Source organism: Solwaraspora sp. WMMD937 (genome assembly GCF_029581175.1).
Taxonomy (GTDB): Bacteria; Actinomycetota; Actinomycetes; order Mycobacteriales; family Micromonosporaceae; genus Micromonospora_E.
In genome coordinates, this window is record NZ_CP120738.1 from 1,884,354 (window position 1) to 1,907,741 (window position 23,388).

Here is a 23,388-nt window from a genome sequence, read left to right on the forward strand (position 1 = left end):
CTCAGCTCTCCTTCCAGACAGTGGTCCACCAGCGGGTCAGCCAGCCGGCGAGGACTCCGGTGACCAGCCCGGCGAGGCTCAGCACGACCAGCAGCAGCCAGCCACGGCCGAGACCCGGGCTGTCCGGGGTGGGGGAGGCGGCGACCAGATCGACGGTGAGCTCGATCGGCATGCCCGGGGCGTCCCCGGCCCCGCCGGCGGCGGCGAACGAGTTGCTGACCACCAGGCAGACCTCGGCGGGCGGTGGCTCCACGCCGGCGGCCGTCGGCGCGGCGGCGGACGGCGTACCGGCCAGGTCGGCAGTTCCGTCGGTGTCGTCGGCTCGGTCGGTGTTGGCCTGGTCGGTGTCGTCGGCCTGGTCGTCTTCCGGGCCGGCGGACCAGCGCAGGCCGGTGGACAGTACGTCGGTCCGGCCGCTGCCGGCGTCGGTACCCCGGACCAGTTCACGGCCGTTGGGATGGACCGCGCGGAGCAGGATCCCGTAGTCCCGGTTCACCGGTCGGTCCAGCGCGATGCTCACCGAGGCGCGCAGCTCCTGGTCCGCTCGGATCGGTACGCGGTACCAGCGGTGCTCCTCGAAGCGTTCCCGGTCGGTGTAGACGCCGGCCGCGAGCAGTGGTGCCGCGGTGCAGTCGGTGCTGCCGGTGACCAGCTCCGGGGTCTGGGTGTAGGTGTCCTGGGCCCGGTCGACCAGCTGGTTGATCCGGTCGGCGAGCTGGTCGGCGCTCTGCGCGGTGGTGTATGTGCCGCCGGTGGCCCCGGCGATGCAGACCAGCTGCTGGCGGACCTTGTCGTCGAGGGTGAGGCCGAGCGTGTCGACGATCAGCCGGGTGCCCTGGGCGGCGAGTTCCCGGGCGACGTCACACGGGTCGGGTGGGGCGCAGGTGTCCTCACCGTCGGTGATCAGGACGATGCGGCGGGCGGTCTCACCAGAGCCGAGATCCTTGGCCGCCTCCCGCAGCGCCAGCCCGATCGGGGTGAAGCCGGTGGGCCGCAGGCTGGCGATCGCGGCCTTCGCCTGATCACGGTCGACCGGCCCGACCCGCACGATCTGCTGGGTGTCCTGGCAGCCGAGTGCCTTGTCGTCGCCGGGGTAGGTGGCACCGAGGACCCGGATGCCCAGGTCGGTGCCGGCCGGCACGGCGTCGACGACCTCGTTGAACGCGTGTTGGGCGACGGCCATCCGGGTCTGGCCGTTCATGTCGGGCTCCCGCATCGAGCCGCTGACGTCCAGGACCAGCTGCATCCGCAGGTTCTCGGTGGTTTCGTCGGCACCGGCGGGCGGGGTTCCGGGCAGGATGATGACGCCCAGTAGTCCGATCAGGACAGCCTGGGCGGTACGTCGGATGATCACCGGGCGATCCTAGTGATCATCCGATGTGCTATCCACAGTGGCAGGGCGCGACCCGTTGCAGGACCGGGCAGCGGCCATGAGGGTGCGACCGGGTGGTCGTCGCGCGTACCGGCTCAGTCGGGGTGTGGGGTCTCGAACAGTTCAGTGACCATCTTGGCGTAGTCGCGGGCCATGTCGCCGAACTGGTAGCTGCGGGCGGCGGCCCGGGCCGCCAGTTCGACGTGTCTGCCGCGCAGCTTGGTCGAGGCCAGCAGGGCGTCGGTCAGCCCGTCGCGGGCCGCCGGATCGAAGCCGATGGTGTACGCCGGATCGAGCAGTGCGGTCAACGCGCCCAGCCGTGGCGCCACCACCGGGCGGCCGAACGAGACCGCCAGATGGAAGCTGCCCGAGTTGAGCACCGTGCGGTACGGCAGCACCACCGTGTCCGCGGCCTTGAAGTAGAACTGGACCTCGTCGTGCGGGACCGGATCGAACATCGTGGTGATCCGGGGGTCACCTTCGCAGCGTTCGGCCAGCCCGTCGCGCGGGTCGAGCCGCTTCGGCGCCCCCGCGACGATCAGCCGCAGCCGGGGATCCTGCGCACCGGCTGCGTTGAACGCGTCGAGCAGTTCGCTGACCCCCTTGTACGGCCGGATCCCACCGAAGAACAGCAAAACGTGGTCGTCTGCGGCATACCCGAACCGACGACGGGCCGCGAGCCGGCTGACCGAGTCGGGGTACACCCCGAGGTAGCTGCTGTGCCGGACGATCCGGACCTTCTCCGGCGGCAGCGGATAGTGCGGCGCGGTCGCCGCCACCGTCTCCGGGCAGAGCAGGTGCACGACATCGGCCTCGGCGGCGAGGTACCGGGCCAGTTCCTTCTCCACCTCCGGGTACTTCCACTCGTGCGGGAAGACGTTGTGGATGGTCCAGATCAGCCGGCCGCCCCGACGCCGTAGGTCGGCGATCCGGTTCTGGAACTCGGCCAGCCGCGTCGCCGCCTGCTGGGCGTCGGTGGCCGGGTGCACGATCGGGTCGGTCCAGTGCACGTGCAGGACGTAGTTGTCCAGCCGACCGGCGGCCAGGTGCGGGGCGGTGGAGCCTCGGACGGCGTCGGCGACCGGGAACCAGCGCACCCCGACGTCGCGTAGCCCCGACATCAGCAGCTGCTGGTAGGGATTGTCCACGTAGTAGGGGTACGTGCCGACGAACCGGCTGTTGGCCCGGCGTGGCTGCGGGTCCAGTCCGTCGATCACCGCGTGCAGGTCCGCCGCCCGGCGGGCGAACGAGTGCCGTTCGCGTACCACCGCGGACAGCTGGCCGGCCAGCGCGACGGTGCCGGCCGGGTCGCCGGTCAGCCGGGCGATCAGGTCGCCGAGGCTGGCCGCGTCGCTGTACGTGGGCAGCTCCGCCAGCCCGAGTTCGGCGAGCCCGATCCGGCAGTTCGTCAGGGGCAGCGCGCCCGCCGCCAGGCTCTCCAGCAGCCGGGAGTTGACGTTGCCGTACGGCCGGGTGGTGTGGTTGAGGTCGTCGAGCACCAGCAGCGCCCGCCGGTACAGGCCCGGCAGGTTGAAATAGCTGGTCGGGCCGCCGGCGTACCGGGAGAAGTACGAGTTCAGCCCGCGCTGCTCGCCGAAGACGACGAACGGGAAGGTGATGTCCACCCCGCGCAGGCACTGGTACAGGTGCCGCTCCCGGCCCCACGAGTTGACCGTCGTCACCGCGCCACCGCGGACCTGGTCGGCACCGGGCAGGGTGAACAGCTCGGTGTCCACCCCGAGCGGCAGCAACCCGACCGGCCCGTCGTAGTGCTCGCGCAGCCGGCTGACCGAGGCGGACGAGGAGGCGACCACCGTGTCGAACAGGGCGAGGTGCGGATGTTCCCGCCAGCGGTCGGTCTCGTTGCGGACCCAGGCGACGATCCGGCAGCGGCCCGGCACGGTCAGCGGGTCGAACGTCGGGATCATGGCGAGCGCCACGTCGGTCTCCGGTGGCAGCTCCGCCCAGCGCTCTGCCGGCAGGTACGCGACCTCGTAGCCGTGCCGCTGCAGGTAGCGGCCGATCCCGACGGCGACGTAGAGGTCGCCACGGCCGGCGTCCAGGTCGACGGTGGAGACGCAGAACGCCACCCGCACCGCGTCCGAGCGGTGAAACCGGTCCTGCGCGCAGGCCCGCCGGTAGGCGTCGCACAGCACCGGATCAGCGGTCAGCCCGTGGAACTGGGCCGGCACGTTGGTGGCCGGCGCCCTGCGGCCCTCCGAGCCGTCGGCACCGGCACCGGTGCCGGTCGTGGCGCGTCGGTTGGTCGACCGGCTCCGTCGGCGTTTGACGGCCCGCAGGCCCTCGTTCGGCCGGAACACGTACCGGACCATCTTTCCGGCCCGGTACGTGTTGCTGTTGGTCATCTTGTTGATCCGGGTCTGCAGCCTGGTGGCCGTCTCCTGCAGTTCCTTGACCTTCTGCTGCGAGTCCTTCAACTTTGCCTGGAACTGCGTCCGTTCCTGCTCGGCCCGGCGCAGCGTCTCGCGGGCCTGCAGCGCGTCGAGTCGTTCCTGGCCGACCAGGTCCTGGGCGAGGCGGAACTGCTCGTCCAGTTGCCGGTGCCGGTGCTGGAGGTCGTCGAGTTGCGCGGTCAGCCGCTCGTTGACGGCCAGCGCGTCGAGGTGGGCCGAATGCTCGGCGGTGAGCCGCTGCTCGGCCAGGCTGATCCGGACCGCTTCGGTGGACGGCCGGCACTCCACGACGTACTGGTAGGTCTCGGCCTCCGCACCGAGCTGGGCCACCACCCGGCGCAGCTCGGCGCTGATCTCGAAGGCGCGGGCGCGGTGCGGAGTCTGCTCGGCGGACCGGATCGTCCGGTGTGTCGCGCTGACCAGGAACCCGTTCGACTCCAGCAGCGTCTGCATGCTGGTCCGGGTGAAGAAGCGCAGGTGGGTCGAGTCCAGCAGGCCCGTCCTGGTGTACTCGAAGTTGCCCGTCATCAACTCGATGATGATCGACTCGTGCGCCATGTTCGGGAAGCTGACGACCAGCAGACCGTCCGGCGCGAGGATCTTGTCGTCCCGCAGTGCGCGCAGGACGGAACCCGGTTCGATCAGATGCTCCAGCACGTCGGCGAGGATCACCACGTCGTACTCGCGGCCGGCCAGCGCACCGGGCCAGTCCGGTTCCCGCAGGTCGACGACCACTGTCTCCTGTACGCCGCCGGCCCGGGCCTCGGCGAGCGCTTCGGCGTCGACGTCGGCGCAGGTGACGGTGCGCCCCGCGACGGTGGCGAGCATGCTGGAGACGACGCCCGGCCCCGAGCCCAGATCGAGCACCCGGGGGCCACCGCTCGCCGCCAGCCGGTAGACGGCGGCGGCGGTGTTGTTGGTGTCCTCCGGCTCGAAGCTGTAGGAGTATCTGCTCACGTCCGCCTCCGCGGGTGCGCCGTGGGCCTCGTCGGCCGGGCGGTGCGTAGTGGGGGCGCAGGGGGTGGCTGAACAGCAACTTTACTGGATCAACGGGGTGACTGGCGGCGAAGCGACAGCAACCATGTCAAGTCCGGTTACCGGGCCGACCCGACCCGGTTAGCGAACCGCCCGTCTGCGGCTAGCCCGAGACGAGTGCGTCGATGTCGTCGCGGCGGCCGAGTCGACCGTCCCGGCCGTCGGCGAGAGCCAGTTCGACGAGCTTTTCGTAGCCGCCGCGCAACTGCGGGGCATGGGTGGCGACCTGCCGGAGCCAACAGGTGACGAACGCCTCGAGCTCCGACTCGATTTCGCTCAGCGGGGCGGTGAAGAACCGCTTGCTGAAGTGCAACCGGTTCCGGCACATGTAGTAGACGTAGTACGGCGGCGGGTACCTGCCGGCCGACCGTTTGTAGTGCCACACCCGGGAGTAGGGCGCGAGGACGGTGCGCCAGCCGGCCTGCTGGGCACGCAAACAGTAGTCGGTCTCCTCGTAGTAGAGGAAGTAGTCCTCGGAGAGCAGGCCGATCTGGCGTAACGTCTCCCGGCGGATCAGGAAACACGCGCCGGTGACGTAGTCGACGTCGCGCACCGCTCCGTCCGGCACGGACGGATCGAACACCCCGGCGTCGGCGTGGTACGTGGACCCGTGGCCCTTGATCACGCCGCCGTTGAACAGGATGCGGGCCGGGTGCCCGCCGTCGAGGATACGGCTGCCGACGATCCCTGCGTCCGGATGCTCCTCGGCGGTGCGCAGCAGGCGGGTCAACGTCTCCGCGCTGACGACCGCATCCGGGTTGAGCAGCCAGACGAACTCGGCGGACGACGTCAGAGCGGCCCGGATCCCGATGTTGCAGCCGGCGGCGAAGCCGACGTTGTCGCCGGCCGAGACGACCTCCACGGCCGGATCCAGCAGGTCGGTGAGATTGGGCCCGTGGTGCTCCCGTTCGGTGTTGTCGACGACGATCACCCGCTGGTCGGCGGTGTCACTGGCCTGCAGCGAGGTGAGGCAACGGACAGTGTCGTCGTAGTGCCGGTAGTTGACTACGACGGTTGCTACCCGCGGCCCGATTCGCACCGGTGACCTCCCGAACGGCAGGCGTCCGCAGCCGGTCCGTCCACCTGGGCCGAGGCTATCAGCTCGGCCACCGGGCGTACGGCGGACCGCGCGGAGCCGGTCCGCCGTACACCGATTGGTCATCGCCAGGTGTCGGTGAGGGTCGTCGCGTCGCCGGCCGGGGTGGCACTGCGGTTGCCGCCCGACTCCCAGTCGACGGTGCCGTCCGGTGCGCGCTTGACGTACTTGTACTCGAAGGACTCGCCGGCCGGCAGCGTGACGCTGCCCGACCAGACCGGGTAGTCGTCCGCAGCGAGGGCGACCGCCCGGGTCGGGTCCCACGAGCCCAGCGCCGGGACCGAGCCGACGACCAGGACGTCCTGGCCGTACCAGGTGGTCGCGGTGACGTCGAAGGTGACCGCGACGGTGCCCGGCTGCTCTCCGCCGGAGCCGGGCTGGCCCCAGGTGGCGATGAGCGGGGTGCCGCCGACGCCGCTGCGGTTGGCGCCAGCTTCCCACTCGACCGCGCCGTTCGACGCCACCTTGACCAGTTTCCACTCGAACGCCGTACCGTCCGGGACGTCGACGGAGCCGGTCCAGGTCGGGTAGCTGGCCGCGTCGGTGCCCAGCGGTGCCGCGTCGGCAGGGTCCCAGGAGCCGAGTTCAGGCAGCGAGCCGACCACCCGTACCTGCTGGCCGGGCGTGGTCTGCACGGTCACCGTTACCGGGGTGCCGTCGCCCGGGGGCGGGTCGACCGGGCCGCAGCCGGCTGGGTCGGTGCAGTCGAGCCGCGCCGCGACGTGCAGTGCCACCGCCCGGTTCGCCGGGATGTCGGCGTGGAAGCCGCCGTCGGTGACGGCGATCGTGCCACCGGTGCAGGTGCCACTGTCCGCCCGGTAGGTGCCCCGGGCCACGTTGCAGTACCAGCCGTCCGGCAGGCTGGTGGTGAAGCTGCGGCTCCAGGTGCTGCCGGTCGCGTTGAACGCGGCGTACCCGCGGTCGGCGCGGGCGAAGCCGAGCCGGCCGTTGCCGTCGGTGACCACGGCGCTGATGCCGGCGCCGGCGGTGGCGTTGCGGAAGCCGACCATCCCGGCGACCTGCTCGTCGCGGTGCTCACAGATCCACTCTGCGCTGGCGCAGTCGGTCGGCAGCGTGGTGCCGTCGCCGGTGCTCGGCGGCCCCTGGGCGACCACCGGGCCGAAGGCATAGCTGGACATCAACTGGGGGGTCCCGTACGGGTGGGCGAGCATGAACGCGTCGGCCAGGTAGTAGCGGTCGCCGTCCTGGTAGGTGAGCGTCGGGGTGGCCCGCTGGGTGTCGTGGTTGTCGATGAAGACGACGGCCTGGTCGCCGGTCAGCCCGCCGTAGTCCGGCATGCTGGCCAGCTGGGCGATGGTGCCGTCGCGAAAGGCCGCGGAGACCGCCCGCTGGTAGTCGAAGTTGGTGACCTTGCCGTACGGCGCGTACGCGGTGTACGGGATGGTGCCGTCGCCGTACACCTCGTGGAACAGGTCGGGTCGGCCGCCGAAGCCGGGCACGTCGTCGAGTCGGGAGATGATGTCCGCCAGGTGGGCTTCCTGGACGTGTTTTGCGGCGTCCACCCGGAACCCGGCGACGCCGAGCGCGATCACCGAGTTCATGTACTTGGCGATCTTGCGGCGTACCTCCGGGTCGGCGGTGTTGAGGTCGGCCAGGTCGAGCAGTTCGCAGTCCTGTACCTCGGTCTTGCTGCCCCAGTTGCTGATGGTGCGGTAGCAGGGGCCGAAGTCGGCGTAGCCGTAGCTGTCGCCGGAGCCGTCGCCGAACAGGTCCGGGTAGCCGTACTTGCTGTAGACGGTGCCGGCGCTGCCCGGCCCGCTGCCGACCGATCCGGTGCCGCTCATGTGGTTGAGCACCATGTCGACGTAGATCTTCACGCCCTGGTCGCGGCAGCGTTCGACCATGTCGACGAAGTCGGCCCGGCCGCCACGCCGGGTCTGGTCGATCCGGTACGAGACCGGCTGGTAGTCCTGCCACCAGGGGTAGCTGGCACCTTCGGCGCTGGGCAGCACCACATGCTCCTGCGGAGGGGATACCTGGACCCCGCCCCAGCCGTCCGGGCCGAGTGTTGTCTCGCACTCCTCGGCGATGGAGTCCCACCGCCACTGGAACAGGTGCACGATCGCGTCGCCGTTGCCGACGGCGGTGGCGGTCGCCTCGGCGGTCGTGACCGGGGCCGCTGCCGGGTCTGTGGCGAGGGCTGCTGCGTGGGTAGTGGCGGTGGCGGGCGCGGGCAGGGTGACGGCCAACGGGATCCCGATGACGGCCGCTACGGCGGCGGCCATCGGTCTGGACACGGTCGATCCGGGTACGGACATCAGCGCTCCAATGCTGGTGATGGCTTGCCTGCGAGGAGGCATAGGTCAGGGTTCTGAAAGAATCTGCAAGGATCGCAAACACTTTCAGGCATGTGGTGAGGGTAACAATCAGACGTCTCGCTGTGAACAGCTTGTTTCGGCCGCCAGGCTGGGGTGCTCCGAGCTGTGCCCGACGACAGGGCCGCAAGAACCGACATTCTCTTGCAGCAAGATCTGTCGCTCTGGGGATCCGGGCTGGGGTCAGCCTGCGGTCCGCGGAGCCCGCTCCCGGCCACCGCCGGTCGGCCGACCGGCGGCCCCCACCGCCTCACTGACCGCCGCCACCACCGCCGGATCGGCGTCCGGACGGGACAGCAGGATGAACTCCACCTCGCCCAGCGGCGGCAGATCGGCCGGGGTCACCGGGATCAGGCCGGCCGGCACCAGCCGGGCCGAGTGCGGCAGCAGGCCGAGGCCGGCGCGGGCGGCGGCCACCAGACCGCCGAGACTCCCGCTGGTGCAGGCGATCCGCCACGGCTGACCGGCCGACGAGAGCGCGGCGAGCGCCTGCGCCCGGGAGATGCTCGGCGGCGGATAGACCACCAGCGGCACCGGTTCCCCGGCGGTCCGCCACGGCGGTGTCGGCTGGTCCGCCGCGCCCAGCCAGACCAGTCGGTCACGCCAGACCAGGGCACCCCGGGACTGACCGGCCAGGCGCTTGGCGAAGACCAGGTCGAGTGCCCGGGCGTCCAGCAACTGGTGCAGCGTGCCGCTCAGCGCCACGGTCAGCTCGACGTCGACCAGCGGGTTGCGGCGGCGGAAGGTCTGCAGCACGTCCGGCAGATAGCTGGAGATCAGGTCCTCGGAGACGCCGAGGCGCAGCTTGCCGCGTACCACCGTGGTGCTGAAATGCCGGCGGGCCCGGTCGTGCGCGTCGAGAATGTCCCGGGCGAAGCTGACCATCGCTTCGCCGTCCACCGTCAGCTGCACGGTGTGCGTGTCGCGCAGCAGCAGCGGCCGCCCGGCCGCCTCCTCCAACCGCCGCACGTGCGCGCTGACCGTGGACTGCCGCAGACCGAGCCGCTCGGCGGCCCGGGTGAAGCTCAGCAACTGGCTCACCGCCAGGAAGCTGCGCAGCTGGACAGGCTCGTACACGACCTGCATGCTATCGCGTTGCGCGATGACAGTCAGTGCGGTGATCAGCTTTCCCGCTGATCGGCCAGCCGCTCAGAATGGGTGGACCAACCCCCTTGTCCACCTGGAGCACCCGGATGCGCTGGCCCCGCTGGCTGATCATCGACCCGTTCATCGCGATGCTGTTCGCCGTCGTGGCGCTCGCCGCGCTGCTCCCGGTGCGCGGCACCGCCGCCTCGGTCGCCGGTGTCGTCGCCAGCGTCGGCATCGCCCTGCTGTTCTTCCTGCACGGGGCCAGGATCGCCCCGGCGGCGGCGCTCGCCGGCGCCCGGCACTGGCGCCTGCACACCGTGGTGCTGAGCACCACCTTCGTGGTCTTCCCGCTGCTCGGTCTGGCCGTTGCGCTGATCAGCCCGCAACTGCTGCCGGCCGAGCTCTACCAGGGGGTCCTCTTCCTCTGCGTGGTCCCCTCGACGGTGCAGTCGTCGATCGCGTTCACCTCGATCGCCCGGGGCAACGTGCCGGCCGCCGTGTTCAGCGCGTCGTTCTCCAACATCGCCGGGGTCGCGCTCACCCCACTGCTCGCCGTGCTGCTCATGCAGAACACCGGTGACCTGCGGCTGACCGCAGGTTCGATCGGCTCGATCGTCGGGCAGCTGCTGCTACCGTTCGTCGCGGGTCAGCTGTCCCGGCGGTGGACCGCTGACTGGATCGGCCGACACAAGAGCCTGACCTCGGTGGTCGACCGGGGCTCGATCCTGCTGGTGGTCTACACCGCGTTCAGCGCCGGTGTGGTCGCCGGGATCTGGCAGCAGATCGCCGTCAGCCAGCTACTGGTCCTCGGGGCCACGGTCGGCGCCCTGCTGGCGGTGGTGATGGGGTTGCTCTTCGGCGTCACCCGGCTGCTCGGCTTCGACCACGCCGACCGGGCTGCGACGGTCTTCTGCGGTGCCAAGAAGAGCCTGGCCACCGGGCTGCCGATGGCGGCCGTGCTGTTCAGCCCGCAGCTGCTCGGCCTGCTGGTCCTGCCGCTGATGATCTTCCACCAGATCCAGTTGATCGTCTGCGCGGCCCTGGCCCGGTGGTGGTCGAACCGGGCACCAGCGGCCCGTCCGTCAGGCGAGACGACCCGGGTGTAGGTGGGGTCGGCCGACGGTGGGTCGGCCGGTCAGCGGACGACGACCGAGTCGAGCTGCTCGGCGCCGTACCGCTCGATGTACTGCTCCAAGGTGCCGTCGCGCACCGCGGTCCAGAAGTCGACGCCCCGATCGGTGTCCAGCCACATCACCCACTGGTCGCCGACGTACCCGGTGTTCGCCACCGGCGCGGTGACGAACCGGACGTCGTTGCGGATCTTGCGCAGGTCGAAGGTGAGCTGCCGGAGCTTGTGGTTGGTCAGGCCGTCGTCGACGGTGACGGTCGCGGTGATCGCGTCGAGCAGCGCACCGAGCTGTCGTGGGCTGGTCAGGGTGTCCCGGTCGAGGGTCTCGTCGAGCAGCGCGCGCAGGTAGTTCTGGTGGCGGCGCATCCGGTCGAAGTCGCCCTCCGGCAGGCCGTAGCGCTGGCGTACGTACTTGACGGCCTGCTCGCCGTTGAGCCGCTGCGGTCCGGCGGGCCAGTTGGATTGCAGGCTCGGTCCGGGCGTCCCGGCGGGGATCTCCACGGTCACCCCGCCGACCGCGTCGGTCAGGTCCTGCAGCCCGACGAGGTCGATCAGGGCGACGTGGTCGATGCGCAGCCCGGTCACGCTCTCGACCGTCTGCACGGCGAGGCTGGCACCACCGAGCGCGTACGCGGAATTGATCTTGAGGTTGCCGTGCCCGGGGACCGGCACCCACGAGTCGCGGGGGATGGAGACGACGTACGCCCGCTCCCGGTCGGCGGTGATCCGGACCACCATCAGCGAGTCGGTCCGGCCGTACGGTCCGGTGGGGGAGTCCGCGCCGGTGGCGCTGGAGGCGAGGCTGTCGACGCCGGCGAGCAGCACGGTCAGCCCTTCCGGCGTCGGTGCCGGCCGCTGGTCGGCCGGGATCGTGGCGAACGGGTCGGGGATCCGCTTGATCTCGCCGAGGTAGTAGTGACTGACGACGGCCACCCCGGCCACCCCGGCGAGGGCGGCGACCACCAGTCCGGTGATGCCGAGCAGGGCGATGCGGCGCAGCCGGCGACGGTTGTGCCGGGCCGGTGGCCGCCGGTGCTGGCCAATGCCGGCGCCCGATCGGGTCAACGTCATCGGGCTGGTCGCCGGACCCGCCGCCGGCTGGTCGGACCACTGCGTCCGGTCCGCCGACTGCTGCTGGACGGTCCATTGCGGCTGGTCCGCGGTCGTGGCCCACTGGCCGTACGCCTGGTCGGTGGTGGCCCATTGGTCGTGCTGCTGGTCGATGGTCCACTGGTGTGACTCGGCCCAGTCGTCGTCCGCCGTGGCGGGGCGGTGCTGGCCCTGGTCGTGCGCGGGCGCATCAACCCAGTTCTCCCGGGCCGGTGCCGGATTGTCCTGATCGTCAGGTCGCCCGGTCATGTGATCACCTCTGGCTCGATCGCTGAGAGACCCAGGCTAACCAGACATTACGTATCTATAACGCCAATCGGCTAAAATCAAGACGAGACTCGGGCTGGCCGGCGTCGTCGGGTGAACCGGATCGACAACTCGGCACCCGGCACAGCCAACTCGGTTTAGCGTCACAATATGTCAGCAATAGTCGGTATTGTCGGTGAGGCCGGCGGTCGCAGCCAGAGCGCCGACCAACTCGCCCTGGCCTGCACCCCGCACGACCTCCAGCGGACCAGCCGTTACCTGGACGACCGAGCGGCGATCGTTGCCCGCTGGTCCGACGAGGACCGGGCCGTGGCCCGGTCGCCGCGCTACGCGGGTCGGTCGCCGTACTACACGGCCACGGCGGACGCGGTCGCGGTCAGCTGCACTGCCCAACCCGACCTGCTCGACCTGTACCGGCGGCACGGTACGGCGGCCGTCACACAGCTGACCGGCGACTTCGCGATCGCGGTCTGGGACCGCGACCGGAACCGACTGCTGCTGGCGGCCGACCGGACCGGCGAGCGGACGCTGTACTGGCGGCTCAGCGGCGGCCGGTTGATCTTCGCCTCGCAGCTGCGGGCGTTGCTGGCCGATCCGCATGCCAGCCAGGAGCTCGACCCGGTCGCACTGCACCACTACCTGACCTACCGGTACGTCCCCGCGCCCTGGACGATCTACGCCGGCATCCGCAAGCTTCCCCCGGGCACATCGCTGATCTGGGCGGACGGGCGGGTCACCACCCGTCGCTACTGGACACTCGACACCGCTGCCGGGCCGTCGGCACCCGGTGTCGACCAGGCCGCCAAGCAGCTACGCGGGCGGCTGGTCGACGCCGTGCGCTCCCGGCTGCCGGCCACCGGGCCACCGCAGGTGCTGCTCTCCGGCGGGATCAGCGCCACGCTGGTCGCGGCGGCCGTGACCCGCAGCACCAGCGTCAGGACGCACACCTGCTCCGTCGGGTTCGGCGAACCCCGGCTCGACCAGCGGGCGGCGGCGCGAGCCGTCGCCCGGGCGCTCGGCACCGAGCACCAGGAGTATCGGGTGACCGGGCTCGACCCGGCCGTACCGCAGCAGATCGCCGGCCTGTTCGATGAACCGTTCGCCAGCCCGGCCGCGATCCCGGCCTACCTGGTCGCCAGGTACGCCGGGGTGCGCCGGGCGGAGGCGTTCTGCGGCCTAGGCGGTGCCCTGTTGTACGGCGGGTCACCGCACCACCTGCTGCTCGGCTGGCTCAACGGCTGGCCGCAGCGGCCGGCCGGACTGCCGGGGTTGCAGCGGGCCGGGGCCGCGCTGGTGCGGCGGAGCATGGCCGGAACCCCGGTGCGTCGGCTCGGCCGGCTGCTCGAGGTCGCCGGCTGCCCACCGCCGACCCGGTACGCGCGGATCGTCGCTGAGTGCAGCGCCGAGCAGAAGAACGCCCTCTACGCGGCGCGGCTGCGCGACGAACTCGCCGACGTGGACAGCGGCCTGCTGGCCGAGGCGGCCTACCTCGCCTCGTCAGGGGACTCCCAGGCGGCCCGGATGACCGATGCGGACCTGCTCGGATACCTGCCCGGCGACGTACTCGCCCGGTGGTCGACCGTGTCGGCCGGCGCGGGACTACGGCTGCAGGCGCCGTTACTCGACCACCGGCTGCTCGAGTGGGTGGCCGGCCTGCCGGCATCGTGGAAGGTGCCGGGGCGGCGGCGGAACCTGGCGCGGCGGGCGGCGGCCGGCTGGTTGCCGGGCCGGGTGGTCACCTCCGATCCGGTGGACGCCCGGCCACCGCTGGCCAGCTGGCTGCGGGGCGAGCTGCGCGAAATCGCCGGGGACCTGCTCACCGACCGGACCTTCCAGGACCGTGGCCTGTTCCAGCCGGCTGCGGTCCGCCGGCTGCTCGACGAGCACCAGGCCGGGCTCGACCACGCCGGCGAGATCTACACGTTGCTGCAACTCGAACTCTGGCTGCGGCACCGGCCGGGGTCGGTGAGAGACCCCGCACTTGCTGGTCAGCGCGACATGACCTTGGAAGAATCGGGGTACGGCACAGCTGGTGCCGGAGGTTGTCCGGCGGCGGCATCGCCAACCGGAGACCTTCGGTAACCGTGCCGGAACGGATAGTGTGATCATCATCGACGCGCCGGTCAACCAGGACCGGCGTCGCTGTACCTGCTGCATGTACGTGGAGGTGGAGTTTTCTACATGACCGACCCGACCCCCACCAAGGCCTCCGGATCCGGTGACAAGTCCGGATCGAGCAAAAAGTCGGACTCAACCAGGCCGCCGGAGTCCCGGCGTCCGTTCCAGCTCTCCTCCTGGGCGGAAGCCAAGTTCATCGGCGACGTGCTCCGCACCGAGACCGTCGGCGGCGGGCTGCTGCTGCTCGGCGCGGTCATCGCGCTGATCTGGGCCAACTCGCCGTGGGGTGACGCCTACACGGACCTGGGCCAGTTCGTGCCCTGGCCCGGCGGGGCACCGCTGCACCTGGACGTCGACCTGGCGCACTGGGCGGCGGACGGCCTGCTGGCGATCTTCTTCTTCGTGGTCGGTCTGGAACTCAAACGCGAATTCGTCGCCGGTGAACTGCGCAGCCCACGCCGGGCCGCGCTGCCGGTGATCGCCGCGGTCGGCGGCATGGCCATGCCGGCGCTCATCTACGTACTGATCAACCTCAACACCGGCGACAGTGCGCTGCGCGGCTGGGCGATCCCCACCGCCACCGACATCGCGTTCGCCCTCGCCGTGCTCGCCGTCATCGGCTCCCACCTGCCGCAGGGCCTGCGCGCCTTCCTGCTCACCCTGGCCGTCGTCGACGACCTGCTGGCGATCACCATCATCGCGTTCTTCTACACCGAACAGGTCAACTTCCTGGCACTGGCCGGTTCCCTGCTACCGCTGCTCGCCTTCGCGCTGCTGCTGCGGTTCGGCAGGACCTGGTGGTGGGCGCTGATCCCGCTGGCCGCCATCACCTGGACGCTGATGCACGCCTCCGGCGTACACGCCACCATCGCCGGCGTACTGCTCGGCTTCATGGTGCCGGTGCTGCCCCGCAAGGGCGAGCAGCACGGCATGGCCGAGCACTTCGAACACCGGTGGCGGCCGGTCTCCGCCGGCTTCGCCGTGCCGGTCTTCGCCTTCTTCGCCGCCGGGGTGTCGCTGCGTGACGGCGGCATCGGCTCGGTGCTGACCGATCCGGTGGCGATCGGCGTGATCGCCGGTCTGGTCCTCGGCAAGACGATCGGCATCCTGGGCGCCACCGGGCTGATGACCCGCTTCACCCGCGCCGACCTGGGCGGGCTGAAATGGGTCGACCTGCTCGGGGTCTCCCTGCTGGCCGGTATCGGGTTCACCGTCTCGCTGCTGATCGGCGAGTTGGCGTTCGGTGCCGGCAGTGACCGCGACGCCCACGTCAAGGCGGCCGTCCTGATCGGCTCGCTGACCGCGGCGCTGCTCGCCGCCATCGTTCTCAGCCGGCGAAACAAGGTCTACCGGCGGATCTCCGAACAGGAACGGCAGGACCGCGACGGCGACGGAATTCCGGACATCTACCAGCAACTGCCGCAACCGACACCGGACGACGACCGACGCTGAGCCGGAGTGCCGGCGGCGACCGCCGCTAACCCGGATTGACCGGCGGCGACCGCCGCTGACCCGGATCGACCGGCGGCGGCCCCGCAACCTGGTCGTACCCCCTGGTCCTGCCCCTAGTCGAGGGACAGGTCCAGCAGCGACCGGAACGCGGGGCCGTCGCCGTCCAGCGTGATCCGCCGGGTCAGCCGCACCGACTCCAACATCCGCCGGTCGTGCGTGACCAGCAGCAACGTGCCGGTGAACGACGCCAGCGCCGACTCCAACTGCTCGATCGCCGGCAGATCCAGATGGTTCGTCGGCTCGTCGAGGACCAGCAGGTTCACCCCGCGCGCCTGCAGCAACGCCAACGCCGTACGGGTCCGCTCGCCCGGCGACAGGGTGGCCGCCGGCCGCAGCACATGGTCGGCCCGCAGCCCGAACTTCGCCAGCACCGTACGGGCCTCGGCGGGGGCCAGGTCGGCCGCCGCCCGGAACGCGTCCAGCACCGGCTCGTCGCGCAGGAACAGCCGGCGGGCCTGGTCGATCTCGCCGACCACCACCCCGGGGCCGAGCCACGACTCGCCCGAATCCAGTGACAGCCGCCCCAGCAACGCACCGAGCAGCGTCGACTTGCCGGACCCGTTCGGCCCGGTGATCGCCACCCGGTCCGCCCAGTCGATCTGCAGATCCACCGGGCCGAGAGTGAACCCGCCCCGGCGTACCACCGCCCGGCGCAGCACCGCGACCACCGCGCCGGCCCGGGGCGCGGCGGCGATCTCCATCCGCAGCTCCCACTCCTTGCGCGGCTCCTCGACGACCTCCAGCCGCTCAATCATCCGCTCGGTCTGCCGCGCCTTCGCCGCCTGCTTCTCCGCGGCCTCGGTCCGGGCGTTGGTGGTCAACTTGTCGCTGTCGCTGGCCTTGCGCCGGGCGTTGCGCACGCCCTTGTCCGTCCAGGCCCGCTGAGTGCGGGCGCGGGCCTGCAGCCCGGCCCGGGTGTCGGCGTACTCCTCGTACGCCTCCCGGGCGCGCCGTCGGGCCACCTCCCGCTCGGCCAGATACCCGGCGTACCCGCCGCCGTAGTGGTTGACCTGCTGCTGGGCCAGATCCAGCTCGACCACCCGATTCACCGTACGGGCCAGGAACTCCCGGTCGTGCGAGACCAGTACGGCTCCGGCGCGCAGCCCGGTGACGAACTGCTCCAGCCGAGCCAGCCCGGCCAGGTCCAGGTCGTTGGTCGGCTCGTCGAGCAGCACCACGTCGTACCGGCTGAGCAGCAGCGACGCGAGCTGGGCGCGGGCCGCCTGACCGCCGGAGAGAGCCGTCGTCGGCTGATCCAACGCCACCGTCAGACCCAGGTCCGCGACCACCTGCTCGGCGCGTTCGGCCAGGTCGGCGCCGCCGAGATCCAGCCAGCGTTCCAGCGCCACCGCATAGGTGTCGTCGGCGCCGGGCTGCCCGGCGGCCAGCGCCTCGGCGGCGGCGTCCATCGCCTGCTGCGCCGCCGCCACCCCGGTCCGGCGGGCCAGGTAGTCGCGTACCGCCTCACCCGGCCGGCGCTGCGGCTCCTGCGGCAGCAGCCCGACGGTGGCGGTCGGCGGGTTGCGGGTGACCGCGCCCGACTCGGGTGCCGCCACCCCGGCCAGGATCCGCAGGAGCGTCGACTTGCCGGCACCGTTCGCGCCGACCAACCCGATCACGTCGCCGGGCGCGACGACAAGGTCCAGCCCGGTGAAGAGCTGCCGGTCACCGTGCCCGGCGGACAGGTCTCTGGCGATCAATGTGGCGCTCATGGCCCGGCGATCGTAGCCGCCGACCGGCACACTGTGCTGATGATTTCCACGCTGGCGATCGACTGTGGCGGCGGCGGCATCAAGGCGTCCGTACTCGACGAGGCCGGCACCATGCGGGCCCGGCCGCTGCGGGTGCCGACCCCGTACCCGCTGCCGCCGAAACGGTTCGTCGACACCCTGCGCGGATTGAGTGACCAGCTGCCGGCGGCCGACCGGGTCACCGTCGGGATGCCCGGCATGATCCGGCACGGTGTCGTGGTCGCCACCCCGCACTATGTGACGAAGGCCGGTCCGCGGACCAGGGTCGACCCGGGACTGTTCGCCGAATGGTCCGGCTTCGACGCCCGTGCGGCGCTCGGCGCCGCCTTCGACCTGCCGGTGCTGGTGCTCAACGACGCCGAGGTGCACGGTGCCGGGGTGGTCGCCGGCGCCGGCTGCGAACTGGTCCTGACCCTCGGCACCGGGCTCGGCTGCGCGCTGTTCGACGGCGGCCGGCTCGCCCCGCACCTGGAGCTGTCCCAGGCGCCGGTGCGCTGGGGGCAGAGCTACGACACCTACGTCGGCGAGCACGAACGCCGCCGGCTCGGCGACGCGTTCTGGTCCCGGCGGGTACGCGGCGCCGTCGACGGTCTGCGACCGGTGTTCTGTTGGGACCGGCTCTACCTCGGCGGCGGCAACTCGCGGCTGATCCGTCCCGAGCAGGTGGCCCGGATGGGTGACGACGTGGTGGTGGTGCCGAACACGGCCGGCATCGTCGGCGGCGTACGGGCCTGGACGCTGATCCGCCCCTGAGACCGCTCCGGCCGCGAGACCGTTCCGACACATGAGACCGGTCGCGACCCTGACTGGTCTGTGCCGGATCGTCCCGAAGCTGGCTGGGTGACCGGCGGATGTCCGGTACGGGAACAGTCGCATTCCGCCGGTGGTTGTGCCAGCGTCAAGGGTGTCGGTGATCGCGACCGGGAAGGTGGGGCGGCCATGGATCTGTTGGAGGAGTACCGCCGGGCGAACCTGTACTTCGAGTCCGGCGACCCGTCCGGGGCGGCCCGGCTGCTGGAGCCGATCATCGCCGCCGAGCCCGACAACTCGGCGGTCCGCCAGCTGCTGGCCCGCTCCTACTTCAAGTCTGCGCAGCTCGGCCGGGCCGAGGAGCAGCTGCGCGAGCTGATCGACCGCGACCCGAGTGACCACTACGCCCATCACGTGCTGGGCCGTACCCTGGAACGGCTCGGTCGGCCGTCGCAGGCGCTGCGGCACCTGCGGCTCGCCGCCGCCATGCGCTCCGAGCATTCGGACTACCTGGCCGCGCTGCGCCGGGTCGAGGCGAAGGTCAACGGAAGGGCGTCGTGAAGATCAAACTGGACCTGCACGACATCTACAACCGTGGCCAGGACATCGACCGGGCGCTGCGGGGTGTCATCGACGAGGCGGTGGCCAAGAAGGCCACCCTCGTCGAGATCATCCCTGGCAAGGGCTCCGGCCAGCTGAAGAAGCGGGTGCTGCGGTTCCTCGACCAGAAGGACGTCAAGCAGCTCTACCACCGGGTGGAGAAGGACTCGAAGAACTTCGGCCGACTGTTCGTCCACTTCCGCTGGAAGTGACCCGGCGTACCCGCCGGCGGTGAGGCGTCACCCGGATCGGGGGCTGAGGGCCGCCATCGCCCGGTCGACGTAGTCGGCGAGTGAGTGTTCGGTCGTGGACGCCAGCCAGGCGTGCTGCGCCGCGACCAGGCAACCGAAGGCGGCGGCGGCGAGCGCTCCCGGCGTCGGGTCGTCAGCGGCGTACGGGGCGCCGGCCGCCGCCGCCCGCTCCCGCAGCACCGCGACGACGGCGTGCTGCATGCTCTGCAGCTTGCGCAGGTAGACGGCGAGCAGCGCGGGCGTCTCCAGGATCACCCGCTGGACGGGCTTGCTGACCTGCTGCTGGCCTGACGTGTCCGCTGTGGCGTCCACGATGTCGAACAGCCGGCGTAGCGACGTCCAGACGGGTTCGTCGGCCGGTCGCTCCCGCAGGTTGTCGAGCATGTCGTCGGCACCGAGGTCGAACTTGCCGACGACGATGTCCTCCTTCGTCGGGAAGTAGCGGAAGACGCTGCGTTGGGACATGCCGACGGCCGCCGCGATGTCGTCGATCGTGGTGGCGTCGTAGCCCCGGGACACGAAGAGCTGCAAGGCTGCGTCGGCGATGTCGCGCTGCACGGCTCGGCGGGTGCGTTCGCGCAGGGTCGGTTGCTTTCCAGTCATGATGTGGTCAGCCTAGCGCCGCCCGTCGAAGTTGCCAGTAGCTGACAGTTTCGGCGTACAGTGTCGTCATGACCAAGGTGATCGTCATAACCGGATCCAGCGACGGCATCGGTGCCGCGGCCGCCCGCCAGCTGCACAGCGCCGGCTCGCCGCCGAGCTGGACGCCGCGTACCCGCGGATCGACGTGCTCGCCAACAACGCCGGTGGCGTCTTCGGCGACCCGACCAGGACGACCGACGGCTTCGAACTGACCTTCCAGATCAACCACCTGGCACCGTTCCTGCTGACCCGGCTGCTCATCGACAAGCTGACCGCGTCGCGGGCCACCGTGATCCAGACGTCGAGCGTCGGCGCACGGCTGGCCGGCAAGCTCGACGTCGACGACCTCAACCTCGACCGCAACTTCGACCCGGTACGTGCCTACAGTGCCGCCAAACTGGAGAACATCCTGTTCACCACGGAACTGCACCGTCGCTACCACGCTGACGGCATCGCCGCCGCCGCGTTCCACCCGGGCAACGTCGCGACCAGCTTCGGCACCCAGTCGGCGAGCCGGCTGATGCGGTTCATCACCACCAACCCGGTCACCCGGGCCATGCTGACCACCCCGGAGAAGGGTGCCGACCAGCTGGTCTGGCTTGCCGCCAGCCGGCCCGGCATCGACTGGGAGCCCGGCCGCTACTACGAGAAGCGCCGGCCCGCCAAGCGCGTCAACTCCCAGGCGTACGACCCTGAGCTCGCCCGCCGGCTGTGGGAGCGCTCGGAGCAGCTGCTCGGCTGACCGGCGTCGCCGCCGCAGGCCGCGTCGCCGTATCCCGGCCGCTCGCGGCCTGCCGGGTTGACCAGGCCGACAGCGCGGCAACCGGATCGTCGGCGAAGAACCGGATCGTCCGTACGTGTGCGAGCCTGCCCAACGGGCGGACCACCCGCAGCGGCTCGGCCAGCTCGACCACCAGGTTGGTCTGCGCGATCGCCGACACGATGAGCACGTCACCGTCGACCCGGATGGTGCCCTGCTCGTTGTAGTTGCGGACCAGGCGGACCTCGGTGACCAGCCGACGGGGCACCTGTACGTCCAGGAACGCGGCGTTGCGGACCCGGATCTCGTCGGGCCCGATCACATGCGGCCGGGTCACGGTCGCGGCGATCACGGCCAATGCGATCAGTACGCCGTACGCGTCGATCAGCAGAATCGCGTGCCGTAGCGGGTCCGGGGCACCGATCGCCCGCAGCAGGATCTCCACCGCGACCAGCTCCACGATCGACACCACCAGGAACATCACCATCGTCGACGCCACCGCCCCGGCGTAGGGCACCGCCGTCGCCGACTCCGGTACGCCGTGGCGGCGACGGCGTACCCACAGCCAGAGGCTGACCATGCCGGCGGCTTCGAACCCGACCAGCCGGCGCAGCACCACCCCGAGCCGTCGCGCGGTCATCGTCGGCCTCGTAACCGGGCGACCAGCAGCCGGAACACCTCGGCCTGGGCGGGGGAGAACTCGCGGGTGATCGCGGTCAGCCACTGGACGCCGTCCGCGTCGCCGGCATTCGTGGCGATCGCGTCGGTCATCTCGGCCGGCAGGAAGCCTTCCAGGTCGGCGGCGAGCGACGCCACCCGCGCGTCGGCCGGGTCCGCGTCGGCGATCTCGTCGAGCCGTCGGTAGAACTCCTGCGTACGGGCCAGCATCGCCGGCTCGGTCAGCGGCTGGAACAGCGCGCTGAACTCACCCCGCTGCTCCGGCCCGACCCCGGTGTCCAGCAGCGCCAGCATCTCCCGGTCCAGGGCGGCGAACGCGGAGCCGTCGGTCGGCAGCTGCCGCAGCACCGCCGCCATCGGCTCGGAGACCGTGGCATCGGCGTCCAGCTCGTCGAGGTTCTCACCTGCAGCCAGGAGCGCGGCGAGCCGTCGCCGTTGCTCGGCGATCGCCGCCTGCTGGCGGGCCAGGTCGGCGTCCAGCTCGGTGAGCACCTCGCGTAGCTCCCGGCCCTGGTCGTCGGCGATCACGTCACGGATCTCGTCGAGCGAGAGCCCCAGCTCGGTCAACCGGCGTACCCGGGCCAGCGCGACCGCATCCCGTAGCCGGTACTCCCGGTAGCCGTTGGACAGCCGCTCCGGCTCAGGCAGCAACCCGAGATGGTGGTAGTGGCGCACGGTCCGGGTGGAGACCCCGACCAGCGCGGCGAGCTCGCCGATCCGCATGCCACCAGTAGAAACGTTGCCGCTACGACAAGGTCAAGCAACGTGCGGCGCAGCGAGTGGCCGTCCGTGGCGTCAGCGCCGGTAGACGTCGGGGAAAGCAGCTATGGCGGCCGCAGACCATGACGGCGGGTACGGCGTACGGCGATCACACCAACATGATCACAGTGTCCCGCCGTAGCTGACCCCACCGGCTTGCTCGCCAAGGACGAAGACCCGGTCGCCCTGCTCACCGCACTTGCCGCCCGAAATGTCGCCATCGTCGCGGCGACGCCCACCGCCTCCACCCTCATCGAGGTGAGGTTGACACACGTTATTTCGCGTTTTGACGTGCGTCAGCCTCACCTCGATCGGCCGTTGCCGGCGCGACGACAGGCCGGGTCTGCACAGGACAAGCCGATGACGCTGAGCATCCTCGATGTGCACATAACGTGATTCCGAGAGGGTCGGGGTGCCGGTTCTGTGAGGAGCATCTGGCGGTGGTGTGGGCGGCGTTCGGGGTGGCCGGGGATGCCAGAGATGCATCAGGATGCGCCTGCGGCATCAGGCCGGCGGAGACTCCTGCTCCGGGGCAACCCGAGCGGCCAGCTCGATCTAGGTCGTCCCAGGTCGGCCAGAGCGACCGGAGCAACGGTTCAGTCTTTGCTTTATTCAGCGCTCGATGTACCGTCGTACCATGGAGACGCTGACGTACGGGCAGGTGCTGGCGCGCTTCGGGCACGCCCTGTCCGACCCGGTCCGGGCCCGGCTGCTGCTCGCACTGCGCGACGGCCCTGGCTATCCCGCCGAGCTGGCCGACCTGCTCGGCACCAGCCGGCAGAACCTCTCCAACCACCTGGCCTGCCTGCGCGGCTGCGGCCTGGTCGTGGCCGTGCCCGAAGGCCGGCGGTCCCGCTACGAGCTGGCCGACCCCCGGCTCGCCCACGCCCTGGGTGACCTGCTCGGCCTGGTGCTGGCCGTCGACCCGGCGGCCTGCCCGTCGGCTGACACCGACGGCTGCTGCTGATGTCCGCCCAGCTGCCGCTCATCCCGATCGGTCCGACCCGGCCGTCCGCCGTCAAGCCGTCCGGCGCCTGCCCGTCCGCCGTCGAGCCGTCCGGCGCCCACCTGTCCGCTGCCCGGCAGGCGACGCTCGCCCGGCGGATCCGATGGTTCGTCGCCGCCACCATCGCCTACAACGTGATCGAGGCGATCGTCGCGATCAGCGCCGGAACCGTCGCCTCCTCCACCGCGCTCATCGGGTTCGGCCTCGACTCGGTGGTCGAGGTGGCCTCCGCCGCCGCGGTCGCCTGGCAGTTCACCGGCGCCGACCACGAGCGCCGCGAAAGCCGCGAACGCGCCGCGCTACGGGTCATCGCCGTGTCGTTCTTCGCCCTCGCCGGCTACGTCGGATCCGAATCGGTACGGGCGCTGCTGAACGCGCACCGCCCGGACCACTCCACGGTCGGGCTGATCCTCGCCGCGCTCTCCCTGGCGGTCATGCCGGTGCTCTCGACCGCGCAGCGCCGCGCCGGGCGGGAGCTCGGCTCGGTGTCGGCCGTCGCTGACTCCAAACAGACTTTGCTCTGCACCTACCTGTCCGCTGTCCTGCTAGTCGGGCTGGCGGTCAACTCGCTGTTCGGCTGGTGGTGGGCCGACCCCGCCGCCGCTCTGGTCATCGCCGCCGTCGCCGTCAAGGAAGGCCGGGAGGCCTGGCGCGGCGACACCTGCTGTGCCTGAAACCTGATCGAGGTGAGGCGGCAGAGCTGTCGGCCGGGT

General features: G+C 71.0%; 20 protein-coding genes. 10 read left to right on the forward strand and 10 right to left on the reverse strand.

The features are described from left to right. Position 1: 1 nt before the first annotated feature. The 5 genes from O7621_RS08015 to O7621_RS08035 form a co-directional block, all read right to left on the reverse strand. Positions 2-1,354, reverse strand: a complete 1,353-nt coding sequence (locus tag O7621_RS08015) for a VWA domain-containing protein (RefSeq protein WP_282233434.1) — start codon at positions 1,352-1,354, stop codon at positions 2-4. A gap of 113 nt (positions 1,355-1,467) precedes the next feature. Continuing rightward, positions 1,468-4,743 carry a methyltransferase domain-containing protein gene (locus tag O7621_RS08020; RefSeq protein ID WP_282233435.1) on the reverse strand — a complete coding sequence of 1,092 codons (3,276 nt, stop codon included), beginning with the start codon at positions 4,741-4,743 and terminating at the stop codon, positions 1,468-1,470. Between the two features lie 181 nt (positions 4,744-4,924). Further along, complete coding sequence (locus tag O7621_RS08025; protein ID WP_282233436.1) at positions 4,925-5,860, reverse strand: glycosyltransferase family 2 protein; 936 nt, start codon at positions 5,858-5,860, stop codon at positions 4,925-4,927. Between the two features lie 119 nt (positions 5,861-5,979). Then, positions 5,980-8,175, reverse strand: coding sequence for a carbohydrate-binding module family 20 domain-containing protein (locus O7621_RS08030; RefSeq protein WP_282233437.1), 2,196 nt, complete (start codon positions 8,173-8,175; stop codon positions 5,980-5,982). A gap of 261 nt (positions 8,176-8,436) precedes the next feature. Then, entirely contained in the window at positions 8,437-9,330 is an 894-nt protein-coding gene (locus O7621_RS08035) for a LysR family transcriptional regulator (protein ID WP_282233438.1), read from the reverse strand. Positions 9,331-9,446: 116 nt separating this feature from the next. Between O7621_RS08035 and O7621_RS08040 the strand changes: the two genes are divergently transcribed. Then, positions 9,447-10,448: a bile acid:sodium symporter family protein gene (locus O7621_RS08040; RefSeq protein WP_282233439.1), complete on the forward strand. Its 1,002-nt coding sequence runs from the start codon at positions 9,447-9,449 to the stop codon at positions 10,446-10,448. A gap of 29 nt (positions 10,449-10,477) precedes the next feature. On the opposite strand, the gene O7621_RS08045 is transcribed toward O7621_RS08040, so the two are convergent. Next, positions 10,478-11,830 (reverse strand): LCP family protein, encoded by a 1,353-nt coding sequence (locus O7621_RS08045; RefSeq protein ID WP_282233440.1) that lies wholly within the window; start codon positions 11,828-11,830, stop codon positions 10,478-10,480. Between the two features lie 168 nt (positions 11,831-11,998). On the opposite strand from O7621_RS08045, the gene O7621_RS08050 reads away from it, so the two are divergent. Both O7621_RS08050 and nhaA read left to right on the forward strand, forming a co-directional pair. Then, on the forward strand, positions 11,999-13,930 hold the full coding sequence (locus O7621_RS08050) for an asparagine synthase-related protein (protein ID WP_282233441.1): 1,932 nt from the start codon (positions 11,999-12,001) through the stop codon (positions 13,928-13,930). Between the two features lie 99 nt (positions 13,931-14,029). Beyond that, a complete protein-coding gene (gene nhaA, locus O7621_RS08055) occupies positions 14,030-15,418 on the forward strand; it encodes a Na+/H+ antiporter NhaA (protein ID WP_281551965.1) in 1,389 nt (462 codons plus the stop codon). Between the two features lie 113 nt (positions 15,419-15,531). Here the strand turns inward: nhaA and O7621_RS08060 are convergent, their stop codons facing one another. Next, positions 15,532-17,190, reverse strand: coding sequence for an ABC-F family ATP-binding cassette domain-containing protein (locus tag O7621_RS08060; RefSeq protein WP_282233442.1), 1,659 nt, complete (start codon positions 17,188-17,190; stop codon positions 15,532-15,534). 39 nt (positions 17,191-17,229) lie between these two features. Between O7621_RS08060 and O7621_RS08065 the strand changes: the two genes are divergently transcribed. The 3 genes from O7621_RS08065 (at position 17,230) to O7621_RS08075 (ending at position 18,791) form a co-directional block, all read left to right on the forward strand. Then, positions 17,230-17,982 carry an ROK family protein gene (locus tag O7621_RS08065; RefSeq protein ID WP_282233443.1) on the forward strand — a complete coding sequence of 251 codons (753 nt, stop codon included), beginning with the start codon at positions 17,230-17,232 and terminating at the stop codon, positions 17,980-17,982. A gap of 186 nt (positions 17,983-18,168) precedes the next feature. Further along, a complete protein-coding gene (locus O7621_RS08070) occupies positions 18,169-18,540 on the forward strand; it encodes a tetratricopeptide repeat protein (protein WP_123607363.1) in 372 nt (123 codons plus the stop codon). Then, positions 18,537-18,791, forward strand: coding sequence for a Smr/MutS family protein (locus O7621_RS08075; protein WP_123606272.1), 255 nt, complete (start codon positions 18,537-18,539; stop codon positions 18,789-18,791). The genes O7621_RS08070 and O7621_RS08075 overlap by 4 nt, the downstream gene beginning before the upstream one ends. A gap of 27 nt (positions 18,792-18,818) precedes the next feature. Here the strand turns inward: O7621_RS08075 and O7621_RS08080 are convergent, their stop codons facing one another. Next, positions 18,819-19,433: a TetR/AcrR family transcriptional regulator gene (locus tag O7621_RS08080; protein ID WP_282233444.1), complete on the reverse strand. Its 615-nt coding sequence runs from the start codon at positions 19,431-19,433 to the stop codon at positions 18,819-18,821. A 31-nt stretch (positions 19,434-19,464) separates the two neighbouring features. Between O7621_RS08080 and O7621_RS08085 the strand changes: the two genes are divergently transcribed. Further along, a complete protein-coding gene (locus O7621_RS08085; RefSeq protein WP_282233445.1) occupies positions 19,465-20,214 on the forward strand; it encodes an SDR family NAD(P)-dependent oxidoreductase in 750 nt (249 codons plus the stop codon). Here O7621_RS08085 and O7621_RS08090 read toward each other — a convergent pair. Together O7621_RS08090 and O7621_RS08095 are read right to left on the reverse strand one after the other, a co-directional pair. After that, complete coding sequence (locus O7621_RS08090) at positions 20,144-20,872, reverse strand: hypothetical protein (RefSeq protein WP_282233446.1); 729 nt, start codon at positions 20,870-20,872, stop codon at positions 20,144-20,146. The genes O7621_RS08085 and O7621_RS08090 overlap by 71 nt on opposite strands. After that, on the reverse strand, positions 20,869-21,633 hold the full coding sequence (locus O7621_RS08095) for a MerR family transcriptional regulator (RefSeq protein WP_282233447.1): 765 nt from the start codon (positions 21,631-21,633) through the stop codon (positions 20,869-20,871). The genes O7621_RS08090 and O7621_RS08095 overlap by 4 nt, the downstream gene beginning before the upstream one ends. A gap of 192 nt (positions 21,634-21,825) precedes the next feature. Here O7621_RS08095 and O7621_RS08100 point away from each other — a divergent pair, with 192 nt between their 5' ends. From O7621_RS08100 to O7621_RS08110, 3 genes are all read left to right on the forward strand, one after another. After that, positions 21,826-22,065 (forward strand): hypothetical protein, encoded by a 240-nt coding sequence (locus tag O7621_RS08100; protein WP_282233448.1) that lies wholly within the window; start codon positions 21,826-21,828, stop codon positions 22,063-22,065. Between the two features lie 241 nt (positions 22,066-22,306). Next, complete coding sequence (locus O7621_RS08105) at positions 22,307-22,636, forward strand: metalloregulator ArsR/SmtB family transcription factor (protein ID WP_282233449.1); 330 nt, start codon at positions 22,307-22,309, stop codon at positions 22,634-22,636. Beyond that, a complete protein-coding gene (locus tag O7621_RS08110) occupies positions 22,636-23,349 on the forward strand; it encodes a cation transporter (RefSeq protein ID WP_348775291.1) in 714 nt (237 codons plus the stop codon). Before O7621_RS08105 ends, O7621_RS08110 begins: the two co-directional genes overlap by 1 nt. Positions 23,350-23,388: the final 39 nt, after the last annotated feature.